General features: G+C 60.8%; 24 protein-coding genes. 3 read left to right on the top strand and 21 right to left on the bottom strand.

The genetic code is table 11. The annotated features are described in order from the left end of the window. Nucleotides 1-31 precede the first annotated feature (31 nt). The 3 genes from BLW38_RS09755 (at nucleotide 32) to BLW38_RS15800 (ending at nucleotide 2,355) form a co-directional block, all read left to right on the top strand. Entirely contained in the window at nucleotides 32-868 is an 837-nt protein-coding gene (locus tag BLW38_RS09755; RefSeq protein ID WP_092817068.1) for a ParA family protein, read from the top strand. Beyond that, nucleotides 865-1,305 (top strand): hypothetical protein, encoded by a 441-nt coding sequence (locus BLW38_RS15805; RefSeq protein WP_143040840.1) that lies wholly within the window; start codon nucleotides 865-867, stop codon nucleotides 1,303-1,305. Before BLW38_RS09755 ends, BLW38_RS15805 begins: the two co-directional genes overlap by 4 nt. A 516-nt stretch (nucleotides 1,306-1,821) precedes the next feature. Continuing rightward, entirely contained in the window at nucleotides 1,822-2,355 is a 534-nt protein-coding gene (locus tag BLW38_RS15800; protein ID WP_143040839.1) for a hypothetical protein, read from the top strand. A 275-nt stretch (nucleotides 2,356-2,630) separates the two neighbouring features. On the opposite strand, the gene BLW38_RS09745 is transcribed toward BLW38_RS15800, so the two are convergent. The 21 genes from BLW38_RS09745 to BLW38_RS09645 are packed head-to-tail and all read right to left on the bottom strand — an operon-like array spanning nucleotide 2,631 to nucleotide 14,854. Then, nucleotides 2,631-3,755 carry a tyrosine-type recombinase/integrase gene (locus BLW38_RS09745; RefSeq protein WP_092817067.1) on the bottom strand — a complete coding sequence of 375 codons (1,125 nt, stop codon included), beginning with the start codon at nucleotides 3,753-3,755 and terminating at the stop codon, nucleotides 2,631-2,633. Beyond that, nucleotides 3,752-4,372, bottom strand: coding sequence for a hypothetical protein (locus BLW38_RS15795; protein WP_143040838.1), 621 nt, complete (start codon nucleotides 4,370-4,372; stop codon nucleotides 3,752-3,754). Before BLW38_RS15795 ends, BLW38_RS09745 begins: the two co-directional genes overlap by 4 nt. A gap of 52 nt (nucleotides 4,373-4,424) precedes the next feature. After that, nucleotides 4,425-5,891: a preprotein translocase subunit SecY gene (gene secY, locus BLW38_RS09735; protein ID WP_092817066.1), complete on the bottom strand. Its 1,467-nt coding sequence runs from the start codon at nucleotides 5,889-5,891 to the stop codon at nucleotides 4,425-4,427. 2 nt (nucleotides 5,892-5,893) lie between these two features. After that, the gene (locus BLW38_RS09730; protein ID WP_092817065.1) at nucleotides 5,894-6,385 is read right to left on the bottom strand and encodes an uL15m family ribosomal protein; all 492 of its coding nucleotides are present in this window, start codon (nucleotides 6,383-6,385) and stop codon (nucleotides 5,894-5,896) included. Next, complete coding sequence (gene rpmD / locus BLW38_RS09725) at nucleotides 6,382-6,846, bottom strand: 50S ribosomal protein L30 (RefSeq protein ID WP_092817064.1); 465 nt, start codon at nucleotides 6,844-6,846, stop codon at nucleotides 6,382-6,384. Before rpmD ends, BLW38_RS09730 begins: the two co-directional genes overlap by 4 nt. Beyond that, a complete protein-coding gene (locus BLW38_RS09720) occupies nucleotides 6,846-7,493 on the bottom strand; it encodes a 30S ribosomal protein S5 (protein WP_092817063.1) in 648 nt (215 codons plus the stop codon). Before BLW38_RS09720 ends, rpmD begins: the two co-directional genes overlap by 1 nt. Further along, entirely contained in the window at nucleotides 7,486-8,043 is a 558-nt protein-coding gene (locus tag BLW38_RS09715; RefSeq protein WP_092817062.1) for a 50S ribosomal protein L18, read from the bottom strand. Before BLW38_RS09715 ends, BLW38_RS09720 begins: the two co-directional genes overlap by 8 nt. Then, nucleotides 8,043-8,504, bottom strand: a complete 462-nt coding sequence (locus BLW38_RS09710; RefSeq protein WP_092817061.1) for a 50S ribosomal protein L19e — start codon at nucleotides 8,502-8,504, stop codon at nucleotides 8,043-8,045. The genes BLW38_RS09715 and BLW38_RS09710 overlap by 1 nt, the downstream gene beginning before the upstream one ends. After that, nucleotides 8,501-9,202, bottom strand: coding sequence for a 50S ribosomal protein L32e (locus BLW38_RS09705; protein ID WP_092817060.1), 702 nt, complete (start codon nucleotides 9,200-9,202; stop codon nucleotides 8,501-8,503). Before BLW38_RS09705 ends, BLW38_RS09710 begins: the two co-directional genes overlap by 4 nt. Then, the gene (locus tag BLW38_RS09700; protein ID WP_092817059.1) at nucleotides 9,203-9,739 is read right to left on the bottom strand and encodes a 50S ribosomal protein L6; all 537 of its coding nucleotides are present in this window, start codon (nucleotides 9,737-9,739) and stop codon (nucleotides 9,203-9,205) included. A 2-nt stretch (nucleotides 9,740-9,741) separates the two neighbouring features. Further along, on the bottom strand, nucleotides 9,742-10,134 hold the full coding sequence (locus BLW38_RS09695; RefSeq protein WP_092817058.1) for a 30S ribosomal protein S8: 393 nt from the start codon (nucleotides 10,132-10,134) through the stop codon (nucleotides 9,742-9,744). Nucleotides 10,135-10,136: 2 nt separating this feature from the next. Then, a complete protein-coding gene (locus tag BLW38_RS09690) occupies nucleotides 10,137-10,319 on the bottom strand; it encodes a 30S ribosomal protein S14 (protein WP_092817057.1) in 183 nt (60 codons plus the stop codon). Then, nucleotides 10,316-10,828, bottom strand: coding sequence for a 50S ribosomal protein L5 (locus BLW38_RS09685; protein WP_092817056.1), 513 nt, complete (start codon nucleotides 10,826-10,828; stop codon nucleotides 10,316-10,318). Before BLW38_RS09685 ends, BLW38_RS09690 begins: the two co-directional genes overlap by 4 nt. After that, entirely contained in the window at nucleotides 10,825-11,535 is a 711-nt protein-coding gene (locus BLW38_RS09680) for a 30S ribosomal protein S4e (protein ID WP_092817055.1), read from the bottom strand. Before BLW38_RS09680 ends, BLW38_RS09685 begins: the two co-directional genes overlap by 4 nt. Next, the gene (rplX, locus tag BLW38_RS09675) at nucleotides 11,532-11,888 is read right to left on the bottom strand and encodes a 50S ribosomal protein L24 (protein WP_092817054.1); all 357 of its coding nucleotides are present in this window, start codon (nucleotides 11,886-11,888) and stop codon (nucleotides 11,532-11,534) included. The genes BLW38_RS09680 and rplX overlap by 4 nt, the downstream gene beginning before the upstream one ends. A gap of 2 nt (nucleotides 11,889-11,890) precedes the next feature. Next, entirely contained in the window at nucleotides 11,891-12,289 is a 399-nt protein-coding gene (locus tag BLW38_RS09670) for a 50S ribosomal protein L14 (protein WP_092817053.1), read from the bottom strand. Further along, the gene (locus BLW38_RS09665) at nucleotides 12,289-12,633 is read right to left on the bottom strand and encodes a 30S ribosomal protein S17 (RefSeq protein ID WP_092817052.1); all 345 of its coding nucleotides are present in this window, start codon (nucleotides 12,631-12,633) and stop codon (nucleotides 12,289-12,291) included. The genes BLW38_RS09670 and BLW38_RS09665 overlap by 1 nt, the downstream gene beginning before the upstream one ends. After that, nucleotides 12,624-13,130 carry a ribonuclease P protein component 1 gene (locus BLW38_RS09660; protein WP_092817051.1) on the bottom strand — a complete coding sequence of 169 codons (507 nt, stop codon included), beginning with the start codon at nucleotides 13,128-13,130 and terminating at the stop codon, nucleotides 12,624-12,626. Before BLW38_RS09660 ends, BLW38_RS09665 begins: the two co-directional genes overlap by 10 nt. A gap of 46 nt (nucleotides 13,131-13,176) precedes the next feature. Next, nucleotides 13,177-13,389, bottom strand: coding sequence for a 50S ribosomal protein L29 (gene rpmC / locus BLW38_RS09655; protein WP_092817050.1), 213 nt, complete (start codon nucleotides 13,387-13,389; stop codon nucleotides 13,177-13,179). Nucleotides 13,390-13,391: 2 nt separating this feature from the next. After that, nucleotides 13,392-14,375, bottom strand: coding sequence for a 30S ribosomal protein S3 (locus tag BLW38_RS09650; RefSeq protein ID WP_092817049.1), 984 nt, complete (start codon nucleotides 14,373-14,375; stop codon nucleotides 13,392-13,394). Then, on the bottom strand, nucleotides 14,375-14,854 hold the full coding sequence (locus tag BLW38_RS09645; protein ID WP_092817048.1) for a 50S ribosomal protein L22: 480 nt from the start codon (nucleotides 14,852-14,854) through the stop codon (nucleotides 14,375-14,377). Before BLW38_RS09645 ends, BLW38_RS09650 begins: the two co-directional genes overlap by 1 nt.

Below are 14,854 nucleotides of genomic sequence, written 5' to 3'. Positions count from 1 at the left end.
TTTTAAAAGTGTCTGGGTCTTATTCGTGTCTATGCTCACGTATACTACGTACTCCGAGGCGGGGGGAGTCGGGAAGACGACCCTCACGGCGAACCTAGCCGACGCCCATACCCAACAAGGGCGAGATGTACTTGTTATCGACCTGGATCCACAGCAAGGATCGCTGACGTACCTACTTGGCATCCCAGCATCCCGTGATGATGGTGAAGCTGATAATATCGCTCGGCACCTCATTGATCGCCCGAAAGGTGAGTTCAGTGATCTGATCCAAGACACTCCGTATGACTTCGATGTCATCCCATCACACGATATGCTTGAGAACTTGCCACAACTGCTAACGAAGGCGCAGGAAATAGCCGAGGATCTCGATGAGGAGTTTGCTCCGAACGATCAACTACGGCAAGTCCTTTCTGCTGCCGGTATCCCGGACAAGTACGATACGGTTATTGTAGATCCACCGGCAACAGCTGGACCCCAGTTGTATAACGCTGTGTCAGCAACACGCTCGTTGGTACTTCCTGTGGAACCAACAGGGAAAGGGATACAATCAGTTGAGGGCCTTGAGGATATGGTAGTGAATCTTGAAGATACGCTCGGTTTCAATGTAGGCATTCTTGCAATTGTTCCGAATGGGATTGGTAGCACATCCAACCAAGAACAGTATCTTGCCGAGATTCAGGACCTCGGGTACGACGCACCTGTCGCGCTACGTGATCGTTCCTCTCTCTTTGAGGGGTGCTGGGATCAACAATGTACTGCGTTCTACTACGTCGGTTATCACCGATCTGGGCGGCGCGACTACGAGGTCGAAACACTGGATAAACTACGTGACCTTGCGGCACATATCGAAGAGGTGGGAGATCAATGACGGACGGAATGAAATCAGGAGCAGGCAGTGACCCGTTTGCTACTGATACCGACGACGACGGAGAGTCATCAAAAGAATCCGAAGACCCGAATGAAGATGTGGGTGGGACAGCCGGTTCGTCTCCGCAGCCGAACGTCGGTACTGACTCTTCGCCTGATCAAGAACTACAGCCGACTTCAACGGAAGAGAGTGTGGAAGATCTACCCTATATTTTCGACCGATCGAGCGTCAAAAGTGAGCGGAAAGCAACTCAGTACTTTCTACGCGAGGAGACACAAGCAACTGAGAAAGATGCCTTACGAGCCGTTGAACAGGAGCTTGGGTCCGATGTCTCTCTTATTGATCTTCGAGAGGCTTTGGTTCGAGTTGGGGCTGAACATCTCGATGAAGTTGCTGATGAACTCCGCGAGTGGGGCTACCGATTCCGCGAAGAGTAGAAGAGACAATTAGCACGAAGATTACAGAGTGATTCACTAGAGCGACTCTATTGAAATCCTCAGCAGTTGGAGTCTTCCACACATTCAATTACCCAGTATAGGGGGCTCATAGATCGCTCACTACAGGGTTCACGGCTACTCCCGAGCTTCCCAAAGCGCAATCAAGACTGCCGCAAGACCGATCCCAGTTTTTTCCCATCCCATAAACCACGAAGTGGCTACCAACGACACAACGACGACTACAAGTCCTTTCCAAGAAATTTGTCTGCTTGGCGTCTCCAGTCGGTTACTCATACTTCTGCGTCAGGTCGCCGGTAGTATTTTGACGGCGTGAACGCATTCGTTCACATGGGGCCATCAGAATATCAGCGTCCGGGAGCGATCTTAACCCGGCAACAACGCGACTATCTCCGAGGGAACGTTGACAAGTCAGGTGATGCTGACCGAGCGTTCCGGTACAAAATCAGGAAACGGCTCCGGGCCGCTATCCACGATCTATCACTCATCTATGAGCAAATGCCAACACGCGAACTTCGAACAACGTTTGAAGACGAGCACAGACCAGAGAAACCTGGAGATGATCCTATACCTGGGTATGCTCCGCGGGATACGTACGGGATGGTAGGGCATGGGTATGAAGACGAGCTAGGAATTCCACGTGAAGGTGATCTTGCCTCTGGCTTCCCTGGTGGAAAAAGTATTATTGAAGCTACTCTTGAACATCTTGTCGAATCTAATCCAGACCATTCGAAAGCGAACCCGGCGATGCAGCGGTCATTACGTGATTCTGTTGCGTGCCTGTGTAGGGCAGCTACTGCCGCACAGATCCGGCCTGAACTTGTCCTTGAAGAGGGATACAATACGTTCCTGCAAGATTATGAACAGATGGACTGGGTAGGGTATGTTCGGAGAGACACTGAAGGCACAAAGTATGGTGAAGCACTGGAAATAATCCGATCACCGGGGAAAATCAATTTGAAAAGACAGCATATCCGAGCTATTAAACAGCGTGGAAGAACAGTAGAGGATTTGGTGGAGCGGTATGATTAACTCTGGTTTCATCTGGGCTAAACCAAATTTGGTTCTGTGAACGACAGTACTGATCGCTATCCGTCGTTGACTTCTGCACTTTGGTCAAGCTCTTTCGCCCCACCTTTGCTTGGCGTTTCCATCTTCATCGGTCGTTGTAGCTCCCTTATCTGCAATCTGGATGAATTTGGCGTCGCCATCATCTCCCGTTTCTGTACACTCATACGTCACTCCTAGTGCGGGACGAGCAATATCCTAACGCTTGGGAAACTGCGCCGTTAACGGCGCAGAAGATGTCATCGCATCGCTTTCTGATAGTCTACTGCTATCTGGTCGTCATCATCTTCAACATATTCCATTGTCTGCTCAATACGAGCATGACCGGCGATTCTTCTTACCTGATGAAGACCCAATGACTCACAATCGTTCACCCAGTGTGAAATCGCAGATCGTCGGATGCGATGGGTGGTTACAAACCACTCTTTGACTTCGTCATCTGGATCAGGATTAGGTGGGCGTAGCGCTCGCTGGACCTCTGCGTTCCGAGCTGCTTTCTTGACGACATCATTGATCTGGGGACCAGACATCTCATCGTTATGAGTTGTGACGAGGATATTCCCAGAATCCGGCTTAGCTTCTGCCGAAAATGCGTGCCGGATTCTTTCACACCACCGTTTTAACTGGAACCTGAACTCCTCTGGGAAGTACACATCACGGCGAATCAATCCGCTGTTTTCTTTCACGCTTAATTTTGCGCTCCTAACATCAATACTGCATTCTTCCCAGTCGATATTCTCAATCTTTAGGCGCGACAGTTCCACACTACGACATCCGGTATACCAGTTTAGCCGGACTGCGATCTCGTTTCGAAGCTTTGCTTGAGGCGTTTTCCCCGGGACGGCATCAAACAGAGACTCCACCTGTTCCGGCTTGAGTGCTAGGACCTCACTCGTACCTTCCCGCAATTCATCACTATTGCTCGCAGTGAGGTCATGCTGGATCTTGTACTCGGCTTTATTTTCATAGATGTTATAATCATCCTTCAGATCAATCGTATTACTATCCTCACAAGGATGTCCATTAACGAGCTCAAGCTGATCGTCTCTGGCGTCATTCGCAACGATGCTGTAAAACGATTGTACTGACCGATAGTACGAACCAACAGTCGTGTCGGCCAGATTAGAATTCAATTGGATATACCCTCTGACATCCTCGGTAGTGGCAGCAAGGGGGTCGATGTCGTTCGATTCGCAGAAGGCTAACCAGTATCGTACTTCACGCCGACGTGTATTGACCGTCGAATCCTTTGTCCGGTCTTTTTGCTCCCGTAAGCTTTCGAGGTACCGTCCGAGTAGCTCTTCCATTTCCCCCGAAATCTGTTTGTCTGCGGGACTCGCGTACTGGCCTTTGTCGTTTCTCATAGCCGCATCCAGTGACGGGTACCATCAATGATCGCGCTGTGCACGTTCTCTGTCGTGCTGTTTTCGAGATAGCAGAGTGCCTCTTTGACGAGGTATGTTGGTTCCCTTATTTCGGATGAGAGCCTTTGAGCACTCCCATCAATAGAGAGATGGGAGATTTCTTGGCGTGCTTCCATTATGTACAAAATAAATTCTCGTGGACTTCGTTCACCAATCCCACCCATACCTTCGAGTACATCGTTGGGAATATCATTAGGGTATGTCGGAAGGCGGGGGAGAAGATCCATAGCGAGTTCTTCTATGTCTTCGTCCTCTCCCTCGTCTGCTTGAGTCACAGAGATCGTATCGATCTTGTTTTCAACAGAGGTCACGGAGCGTTGGAGATCATCGATTTGATCCAGAAGTGGTGAGAGATCAACGTCGGCCTGGCCAGTATTCCCAGAGAGATTATTGATCGCTTTCTTTGGGATATACTCGTCATTAATCTCCCTGTCGACCGCACGACGAACGAGTGATGAAAGATTTTCATCATCGTCCAAACTGTTCTGCCACGTCTCTTTCTTGTTAGAAGTGACCCTTACGTTGAGTTTGACTTTCTTGTGAGCCCCGTCTGGCATACCGGCGGCTACGCGGACTCAATAAATAAACGCTGGGGACACATTGTGGTCCCTATTCTCCAAACATCTGGCGCATCATCGGGTGCATCTCCATCAGCTGCTCTTCGGCGATCTCCTCGTAGAGCTTGTAGGTGATCGAGACCGCAAGCAGCAGCCCGGTTCCGGAGACGCCGCCGACGGTGCCGAGCATGTTCGCCATCACGGCGAGCAGCCCGACGAGCGCGCCGCCGATGATGGTGACCTGCGGGATGTACCGCTCCATCACCTTCTCGACGACCTGTGGATTCCGGCGGAACCCGGGGATCTGCATCCCGGAGTTCTGGATCTGCTTGGCGGTCGCCTCCGGGCCCATCCCGGTGGTTTCCACCCAGAAGATGGCGAAGATCGCGCCGCCGACGATCATGAACGTCAGGTCGATCGCGATACGGATCGCGATCATCCACGGTTCCGCGGACGCCTCGCCGAGGAACCACATCCACTGTTGGGGCTGTTGGATCGGGTTCACGTAGTAGAAGAACCCGGAGACGGGTTGGCCCTGATCCCCGTAGATGCCGAGCCATGTGGGCATCCCCTGCCAGGTCCGGTTGAGGATCTGGCCGAGGAACTGAACGTTCGCCTGCAGCGCACGAACGAGGATCATCGGCAGGACGGACGCGTAGATGAGCTTCACCGGGAACCGCCCGCGAGCGCCCTTCACACGGGCGTGTGAGAGCGGGATCTCGACGCGAACCGACTCCGCGTACACGACCACGACGAAGATGAACACCGTGGTGAACAGCGCGAGCAGGTTTCCGGGCTCGAACAGCAGGCTCTGGAGTCCATCGGGCGTGAAAACCGACCCGATGGTCAGATCACCAAAGAGGATGCCGTACCAGCCGGCGAAGAAGCCGACCTGGCCAAGCGCCGACCAGCTGAAGAATCCTCCGACGATCTGCTGGCTGACGGCGGCGATGATGAACAGCCCGACGCCGGAGCCGACGCCCCACTTGCTGACGATCTCGTCCATAAACAGGATGAGCACGCCGCCGACGAACACCTGCGCGAAGATGATCAGCTGGACGAGGAACGTGCTCACGCCGAGCGCATTCGCAACGGCCGTATCGACCGGCAGGAACCCGCCGGTAAAGACCATCGGCGCCGCCGTCATAGCGGTCACGATGATCACGAGCAGTTTCTGGAGGCCCTGATAGAGAACCTGATCGCGGGGATCGTTCGTGTCCAGTCCGAGCAGGTTCGCACCGCCGAGCAGCTGTAAGACGATCGACGCCGTGACGATCGGTCCGATACCGACCTGCAGCAGCGATCCGTGTTCGCCGGCCAGGATCGACCGGAACTGGCCGAAGAAGTCGCTGCTCTGGCCCGCAGCCAACCCGAACGGGTTGATGTTGGTAAGGAAGAAGTACACCATCAGGATCGCGGCCGTCCACGCGATCTTCCGCTTGAACGGCACGTGGCCCTCCGGACGCCGGACCGTCGGCATCCGCGTGAGCACTGGTTCGGCGGCGTCCTTCCAGCTCATGGTTACGCGTCGTCGTCCTCGGCGTCGGATGTGTCTTCTGATTCGGCTTCCTCGGCGCGGTCGGAGAGGACGGCCTCGCCGCCCGCCTCCTCGATCAGCTCGCGTGCGCCGGCGGTAAAGGCGTCGGCCGTCACGCGGAGCTGACCGCGAACCTGGCCGCCGCCGAGGACCTTGACGACGTCCGCCCTATAGCCGTCCTCGGCGACGTCACGGGCGTCGATCACGACCGTCTCGCCGTCCTCCTCGGCGACGTCGTCGGCGACGTACAGCGCCGCGTCCTCGTCGAGCTTCTGGACGGACACCTCTCTGATGTCCTCCTGTGCGCCGTCGGGCCGTTTGAAGCCGTACTTTCCGAGCGGCTCGTAGTTGTGGAACTCGTGTTTCGACCGTCCGGCGGCGCCGCGACCGCCACGGTGACCGGCACCGCGCTGGTTCTTGTGGCTGCCGCCGCCGTGCGTTCGGGACCCGCGTTGGCGGTTCTTCTTGTCGGTCATCGCATTGCCTCCAGAAGCGCGTCGATCTCCTCGGTCGCGTGTCGACCGAGCTCGCCGCCCTCGATCACCGGATGTTTGATACCGTCGTGGCCACCGCGGGGCGGGTGCAGCCGAACTGCCGGCGAGAGACCCTGATCGCGTAGCGTGGTCTCCTCGTCGACGAGCGCGGTCGCAAGCGACGCGACGTCGTCGTAATCGGTGTGTTCGGCGACCCACTCATCGTCGATGTCCGCAGAGCCCTCGAGGGGCTCGCCACGGCGCGTGAGCGTCTCCACGACCGCCGCGTGGCTCGGCTCGCCGAACGCGACGTAGTCGTTGACCTTGGTGATCATCCCGCGGTAGGTGTCGGTCTCGGGGATGAACGTGGCGTGGTTGACGCGATTGATGTTGAGCATCTCGAGAGTGTCTTCCACCTCGGCGTTCATGTTCACGTCGCCACGCAGTTGGACGATCGCCTGCATCACTCGCTCACCTCGTCGTAGTGGACCTCACGCGCGTGCTGGGGCGTTCGCGACTGGGCCGCGTTTTCCAGCGCGTTGAACGTCGCCTTCGCGAGGTTGACGGTCGTCCGTGTGTTCCCGTTCGAGCTGGTCCAGGCGTCCTGCACGCCGGCGAGCTCGAGGATGTGTCGAACCGTCGGCGCCGCCGCGAGCCCGAGCCCCTGCGGGGCGGGCTTGATCTCGACGGTGACCGAGCCGGCCTTCCCCTCCGCCGTGCGGGTGAGGGAGTTCGTGCCGCCGGGCTGGTCCTCCCACGAGCCCGAGCCGCGGTCGACCTTGATGATGTTCAGCTTTGCGACCTCGATCGCCTTCTGGATCGCGCCGCCGACCTGTTCGTCACGGGCCTGTGCGTACCCGAGGTAGCCGTCGCGGTTGCCCACAACGACCACACACCGGAACTTCACGCGGCGGCCCGAGTCGGTCATTCGCTGTACCATATTGATGTCGAGGACTTCGTCTTCCAGCCCCGGGAGGAGCTGATCGACGAGTTCCGGTTCCTTGAGCGGGAGCCCGGACTGCAGCGCCTGCTCCATCGAGGAGACCTCGCCCTCCTGCACCTTGCGGCCGAGCCGCGTTCGCGGTTCCCAGCCGTCGTTGTGTCTACTCATAGTCCTCCTGGATCGTAGCGAGCACGTCGTCGAAGTGCTCGGGTAGTTCGGTCGCGGAGAAGTCCCCGCTGTAGAGCGGCTCCTCAAGCTGCTCGGCGTACTCGGCGATGTGCTCGCCGCGGTTGCGCGACCAGTCGGCCAGCACGCTCTCGCTGTGGGGAATCTCCAGTCCCGCGTCGATCGCTCCTTCCTGTACTGCGAACACCTTGTTGCCGGGCGTCGCCGTGTTGAGACCGATGTCGAGGACGGCTTCCTCGAAGCCGTCCGCGACGGCGCGGCCGCCGAGGAGGAATCCCGTGAGGTACGCGCTCGGAAGGTTCCCCGTGGGAGCCTCCCAGCCGTACGCATCGAGATCCTCGCTCGAGGCCGCCACGTGGGTCTCATCGCCGCTCGGTCCGGGGGTAACCAGCTGCGCCCTGACGTGAGCGTTGCTCACCCGGGCGACCAGGCGAGGCTTGCCCGATTTCAGCAGGCGCAACCTCTGGTGGTAATCCGTCCGAACCTCGCGACGACGGCGCATCGGCACCGTATATCGTGGTCCTGTTGCCATCAGTCGCTCACCTCGTATCCGTACTGCGTTTCGATGTACGCCTCGAGCCGAGCGACGTCGTCGAAGTCGCCGCCACTGGCTTTGTTATACAGCGTTCGGTACTCCGAGGGGTCGAGGACGTCTTCCTCGTCTCGAAGCTCCTTGAGGCGTGCACGCTGTGCGCGGATGCGCGCCATCCAGTCGTCCTTATCGCTCCTGCGGGCGCCGGATTTCCCTTTGCGGGAGCCGGCACCGGTGCCGTGGCCGTACGAGCGCTTCGCGTCGCGCTCGCGGGCTCGACCGCGGGAGTTGGTCTTGGCGTCCGTCGCGCGGATCGTCCCCTGCTCGATCAGGTCGCGAACGTCCTCGCGGGTGATCGCGTCGGCGATCTCCTCCTGTGCGTCGGGGTCGAACCAGACGCGGCCCTTGCCGACGTCGAGTTCGTCGGCGGCGAGCCGCTTCTGTGCGCTCAGATCCGTCATTCGTCAACCTCCACTTCGACGTAGGTCGGGTTGAGCACGCGGATCTCCTCCTGCTCGGCGATCTCCTCGATCCGTTCACGCTTGCGCGCGCCGACCGAGCCGGCGATCCGAACCGCCTGGGTGTCGCCGTCGACGCCTTCGAGGTCGTCCGTGTTGTGTACGCGAACCTCCTCGAAGCCGCTCGGGTGGAGCCCACGAGCCGCCGTCGGGGACCGGAATCCGGCCTCGACGGTGTCGCCTTTCCCCTTCATACCGCGGCGCTGTTTGGAGAGGGCGCCGCGCGGTTTCCGCCAGGACGTCGGCACGCGTTTCTTCTTGTGGTAGTCCTGCCGGTTGAACTGCGGTTTGCCCTCGCGGTGTTTCTGTGCCAGCGAGCGCGCCGTCTCGTCGTCGAGGTCGGGCGTCTTCTCGGCGTGGCCACGGGGGCGCAGTTCGGTCTCGACGTCCTCGTCGTCGGCCACCTCGGCCGACTCCTCGTCCGTCTCCTCTTCGATCTCGGCTTCCGTCTCCGAGTCCACTTCGAGTCCGCCGACGTCGGCCTTGATACGCGCAGCGAGCGCGTTACCGACGCCGTCGACCTCGGCGAGCTCGGACTGGGAAGCGGCCTTCACGTCCTCGACGGTCTCGTAGCCGGACTCACGAAGCGCGTCCGCCTTCGAGGGACCGACGCCGCTGATGTCCTCGAGTTCGTCTACCATTTAGACGCCACCTGCCTTGGGTTTCTCGACGATGTACACGCCGTCCTGGAAGACGCGCGTGTCCTTGTCGGAAACGCGGGTTAGCTGTTCGATGTCGGCGGCGGTCTGTCCGACGTCCTCCTTGGAGGGGCCGGAGAGCGCGATCTCCTCGCCGTCGACCTGTACGTCCGTGTCGCCGCGGATCGGCGTTCGTCGGGCAGCCTTCTCACCGAGGAAGTTCTCGATGACCACGTCGTCGCCCTCCACCGTAACCTGCATCGGGAAGTGGGCGTAGAAGACTTCCATCTTGTACTCCCATCCCTCGGTCACGCCGTGGATCATATTGGCGACGTGGCTCTCGAAGGTACCCACGGTCGCGTTCGTCTTCGCGTCCTCGTTTTCGGACGCGATGACGACCGCGCCGTCCTCGATCGAGACCTCGATGTCGGGGAACCAGAGACGGCGCGTCACGCTGCCGTTCGGGCCCTCGACGGTGAGATCGAGGTGATCGATCGCCGCGGAGACGTCGTCCGGAATGTTGATTTCGACGCTGTTCATGGTTAGTATACGTATGCGATCACTTGGCCACCGATGCCCTGTTCGCGGGCCTCGTAGTGGCTCATCACGCCGTGGCTCGTCGTCACGACGAGTGCCCCGTAGTCGCGGGCGGGGAGGAACCGCTTCTCCCACTTCTCGAACTCGTCGGCGCCCGCCGAGTAGCGGGGCTTGACGACGCCACATTCGTTGATCGCGCCTTTCAGTTCGACCTCGAAGCGTCCCGACTTGCCGTCGTCGACGAACTCGAACTCGTCGACATACCCGCGGTCGTAGAAGACCTCGAGGACGGAGCCGATGACGTTTGAGGCGGGCTCTACCGTGTACGACAGATGTCCGACTCGCTCGGCGTTATCGAGTCCCGCGAGCGCGTCGGAGAGTGGATCGTTTCCTGCCATCGTTAGCTGTACTTCCTGAATCCCATATCTCGGGCGACCTCGCGGAAACACTGCCGGCAGAGGTTGATGTCGTATTTCCCAACGAGCCCCTGCTTGCGGCTGCAGCGACGGCACTCGACCTGATCGTCGGTGCGCTTGGCTGCGTGCTCGCCCGTCTCCAGTTCGTCTGTTTCGGTTTCGCTCATTCGTCAACCTCCACCTCGAAGTTCGCCTCGAGGAACTCGCGCGCGTCATCGACCGTCATCTGGTGGGACGACGGGATCGAGCGCGTGACCGTGTTCCGCTTGGCGACACGGTATCCCGGTCGAACGATCGTGACCGTGACGTCGATCCCGTAGATGCCGACGTTCGGGTCGTACTCCTGGCTCGGGAAGTCCGTGTGATCGTCGACTCCGAAGCTCAGATTGCCGCGATCGTCGAACTGCGAGACCGAGAGATCGGTCAGTTCAAGCGCCGTCTCGAGGAACTCCTCGGCGTCGTCGCCGCGGAGCGTCACCTTGGTACCGATCGGATCGCCCTGACGGATGTCGAACTCCGCGATCGTGCTCTTGGCGGTCGTTCGAACCGACTGCTGGCCGGTGACGGCCTCGATGATATCCTCGGCGTCCGCGAGCGGTTCACCACCCTCGCCGACGCCCATATGGACGACGACCTTCTCGATGGAGGGCTGCCGCATCGTCTCCTCGGCGCTCATTCCTCGTCACCTCCGGTGAAGTTCTCGTCGATGACGACGACGTACTCCTCGACCGTCTCGTAGGCGTCGTCGTCGGTCTCCACGGTGACGGCGTTGTCGCCGGACCCGAGAGTCACGTCGATCGTCTCGACCGTGCCGATCTGGCCGGCGTGCTGGCCGGCAACGGCGGTCACGAGTGCGCCCTCCTCGTAGCCGAAGTGGGCGACGATCTCCTTCGACTCGTTGTCGACGACGATCGAGTCCTTCGGGCTGTACTGGCCCGCCTCGTCGGCGGCGACGTGCAGCGTCGTTCCGTCGTGAAGCGTGAGCTGGGAATCGCCCCCAGCCACGGTCGTCTTGGCGACGATCTTGCCGAGGCGGCCATCGGCCGCGTCGGCGTCGATGGGCGTCAGCGCGAGCCGGCCGCCCTCGTCGGGGAAGACGCGATAGTACTCCTCGCGTTCGGTGAACGCCAGGATGTCGAACATCCCGATCGGCCGCTCCTCGTCGGAGACGGCGTCGCCGTTCACCAACACGGAATCCTGGTTGAGCGCGTAGCGCGCCTCCTTGCGGGTGTCCACGTACTCGAGGACGTCCCGCAGCAGGATCAAAAGCGGCACGCCGGACTCGCCGTGTGGTCCGGCACCCGCCTTGACGGTGAACGTGTCCGTCTTGCGTTCGACCGGCCAGGAGTTCGGTACTGCCAGTCGTTTCTGATGGTTCGTCATTCGTTATCCTCCCGGAGCCGCGCCTCGCGGCGGTCGTCCTCCAGGTTCAGGTCCGTCACGCGGACGTTGCTCGCCGGAAGCGGACGAGGAACCTCCTCACCGTCGGACTTCTCGACGGTAACGTCCTCGACCGTGATGGTCTCCGCGCGAAGGTCGACGTCGACGACTTCGCCGGTCTCGCCGGCGTAGTCACCGCGCAGGATCTCGACCGTGTCGCCCGCGTTGACGCGGACGTTCCGCTGGTCGTACTCCGCACGGAGGTCGTCTGTGAACGTCGCCCGAACCCGTCGCTGCCGCTCGTGAAGCGGGGCGTTCTCCGTCTGGTTTCGTTGTTTGCGTGGCTGTCGCGTCATAATTAGACGATCATCGTCGCGGTGGACGCGATGCTGCCGAAGCGTTCGGCGACCTCACGAGCGATGGGGCCTTTGATCTCCGTGCCCCGCGGCTCCTCGAGGTCGTCGATGACGACGGCGGCGTTGTCCTCAAAGCGGACACGGGTGCCGTTGGGGCGGCGGATCGCCTTTCGCTGGCGAACGACCACCGCTTCAAGCACCTGCCGTCGCATCTCCGGGGTTCCCTTCGTGACCGAAACGGTCACCTTGTCGCCGATCCCCGCCTTGGGGTGGCGATTCTTCGTGCCGGAGTAGCCGTGCACGCTGATGACCTTGAGCTCGCGCGCGCCGGTGTTGTCCGCACACGTGATGAGCGAGCCCTTCTCGAGTCCCTGCGTGACGTCGGCTTTCAGCGCCTCCATCAGGCATCACCGTCCAGCACTTCGACGACGACGTGGGATTTCGTCTTCGACAGGGGCCGCGTCTCCGCGATCGTCACTTCATCACCGACCGAGAGGGAATCGAGCACGCCCGGCACGTGGGCCGGGATGCGCGAGCGACGCTTCATGTACCGATCGTATTTCGGCACGTACACGTCGTATTCCCGCTCGACGATGACGGTCTTTGCCATATCCGTCGACACGACCGTTCCCTCACGGGTCTGGCCACGAACGGATAGCTGTCCGTAGAACGGACACTTCTCGTAGTCGTACTCCTCCGGGTTGTCAGGTTCCGGAGGCATTGGGACGTCAATTCCTATCGCCATACTGAGACACCTCGTTCGGTGCGTTCGGCGGGTCGTGAGAGCAGTTTGTCGCCATCCACCGTAACGTAGACCACGTCCTCGCACTCGCCGAGGGAGCGGCTCGCCGCCCCGTCGCAATCGGGAGAATCTCCCGTTGCGGTCGGGTCGGACGGACGAGACTGACGGGGGCGGACCCCCGCAGTATCCGGTCCGAGTTCGAACGTGGACCCCGGGGCCTTGCGGCCGCCGGCGGCTTCATCTGTGGGCGTATCGTCAGTTACCGCCGACCGGTCGTCGGCGACGGTGCCGACGCGCGGTCGATCGACGATCGCGAACTCGAAGGTCGTTCCGGACTTGGGAACGCGCTTGTCACCCGAGGGGGTGCGAACGCTGAGGGTTCGCTGGCTCTCGTCGACGACACGACCCGCACAGCCGACGCTGTCGGCGTTGCGGGCGTCAGCCACCCGTATCGGGAGGCCGACGAGTTCGTGTCGTGTGAGCGTGTCGGGTGTGAGCATCGTCGATGGTTTCGTGTGGGTCGTGTTGCTGTCTTGGGCCGGGTCGCTACTCGTCGTCGAAGTCGCCTTCCTCACCCTGGATCGTCTTGATCCGGGCGACCGTCGTCTTCAGCTCGCTGACGCGGCCCGGACTCTCGGGCATCCCGCCGGCGGCCTGCTGGGCCTTCAGATTGAGCAGCTCGGTCTCGAGATCCTCGAGTTCGACCTCGCGTTCGGCAGCGGTCATGTCGCGGATCTCATCGGGATAGAGGATCGCCATCGTCAGGCCTCCTCCTCGCCGTCGGCGGCGTCGGCGTCAGCGTCCGCCGTGTCGTCGTCATCGGCGGACTCCATCTCGTCGACGAGCGCCTCGGCTTCCGCCTCGACGTCCTCGTCGAGGTCGTCGACGTCCTCGTCGCCGGGCGTTGCCGTCTCGACCGGCTCCGCGGGTGCGGTGTCGGTCGCCTCGGTGGACGTCTCCTGTGTCTCCTCGATGACCTCCTCGACGATCTCCTCGTCGAGGTCCTCCTCGACGTCGACGTCTTCGGGACCGCCGGTCGGCACGTCGACGTCCTCGTCGGCGCCGACGTCCGGAACCTCCTCGGGGTCCTCCTCGAGGAGGGACTCGACGCCCTCCTCCTCGACGGTCTGTTCGACTTCGGGAACCTCGGCGTCCTCGCGGAGACCGAAGTCGTCGGGCAGCTCGGCTCCCGGCGGGATGATCTTGACCGTCACGCCGATCGTTCCGAGCTTCATCACGGCGACGCCCTGCCCCTCGTCGACGACGTTCTCGGCGGGCTCGCCGTTGTGCTTGATGTAGCCGCGGTTGAACTTCTCGACGCGCGATCGCGCGCCGGTGACCTTCCCGGACAGGACGATTTCTGCGCCGAGGGCGCCGGACTCCATAATCCGGTCGATCGTCGTGTGACCGGCCTTTCGGAAGTACCAGCCGCGCTCGAGTGCGTTCGCGAGGCGGTCGGCGACGATCCGAGCGTTGAGGTCCGGCTCGTCGACCTCCTGGACGTCGATCTGCGGGTCGTCCATGTCGAACCGCTCCTCGAGCGTCGTGGTGATCTTTCGGATGTTCTTCCCGCCCTTGCCGATGACCATCCCGGGCTTTTCCGCCTTCAGGACGATCTGGGTCCCCATCGGCGTCTTGGCGATGTCCATCCCGCCGTAGCCCGCGCGTCCGAGCTCGTCGGCGAAGAACTCGTCAATCTGGGCCCGCTGGAGGCCGTTCTCGATGAATTGGTGTTCGTCTGCCATTATTCGGTGTCCTCCGCGGCCGCGTCGGCCTCCTCGATGATGAGCTCGACGTCACAGAGCGTCGTGTTCGACGGCGAGGCACGGCCGAACGCGCGGGGCTGTCGCCCCGGACGCTCGCCGACCTTATGCGGTGCGACGTGGGTGATGACCATCTCGTCGCCGTCGAAGCCCTGCTCGGTCGCGTTGTGCTTGACGTTCTCGATGAGCTTGAGGAAGTCCTTCGAGGCCTTCTCCGGGTAGCGCCCGGCGTCCCAGCCATCGATGTCGGACCGGTGTCCGACGCCGCTGTTGTGCTGGCGGAACGGAACTGACTGCTCCTCGTCGATGACCGCGTGCAGGTAGCTTTCGGCCTCCGAGACGGTCTTCCCTTTGATCTCGCGGGAGATCGCCTTGCTGTGCTTCAGGCTGATCGGCCGCTCGCGGAGCATCCCCTTGGCGGTGGTCTCCGGGTCGGCCTCGATGCTGTAGTTGATTCCCAT

It is taken from the genome of Halopenitus malekzadehii, assembly GCF_900108505.1.
In the GTDB taxonomy this organism is placed as follows: domain Archaea; phylum Halobacteriota; class Halobacteria; order Halobacteriales; family Haloferacaceae; genus Halopenitus; species Halopenitus malekzadehii.
The sequence above is the reverse complement of the archived record's forward strand: the minus strand, read 5'-3'. Positions and strand labels throughout refer to the sequence as shown.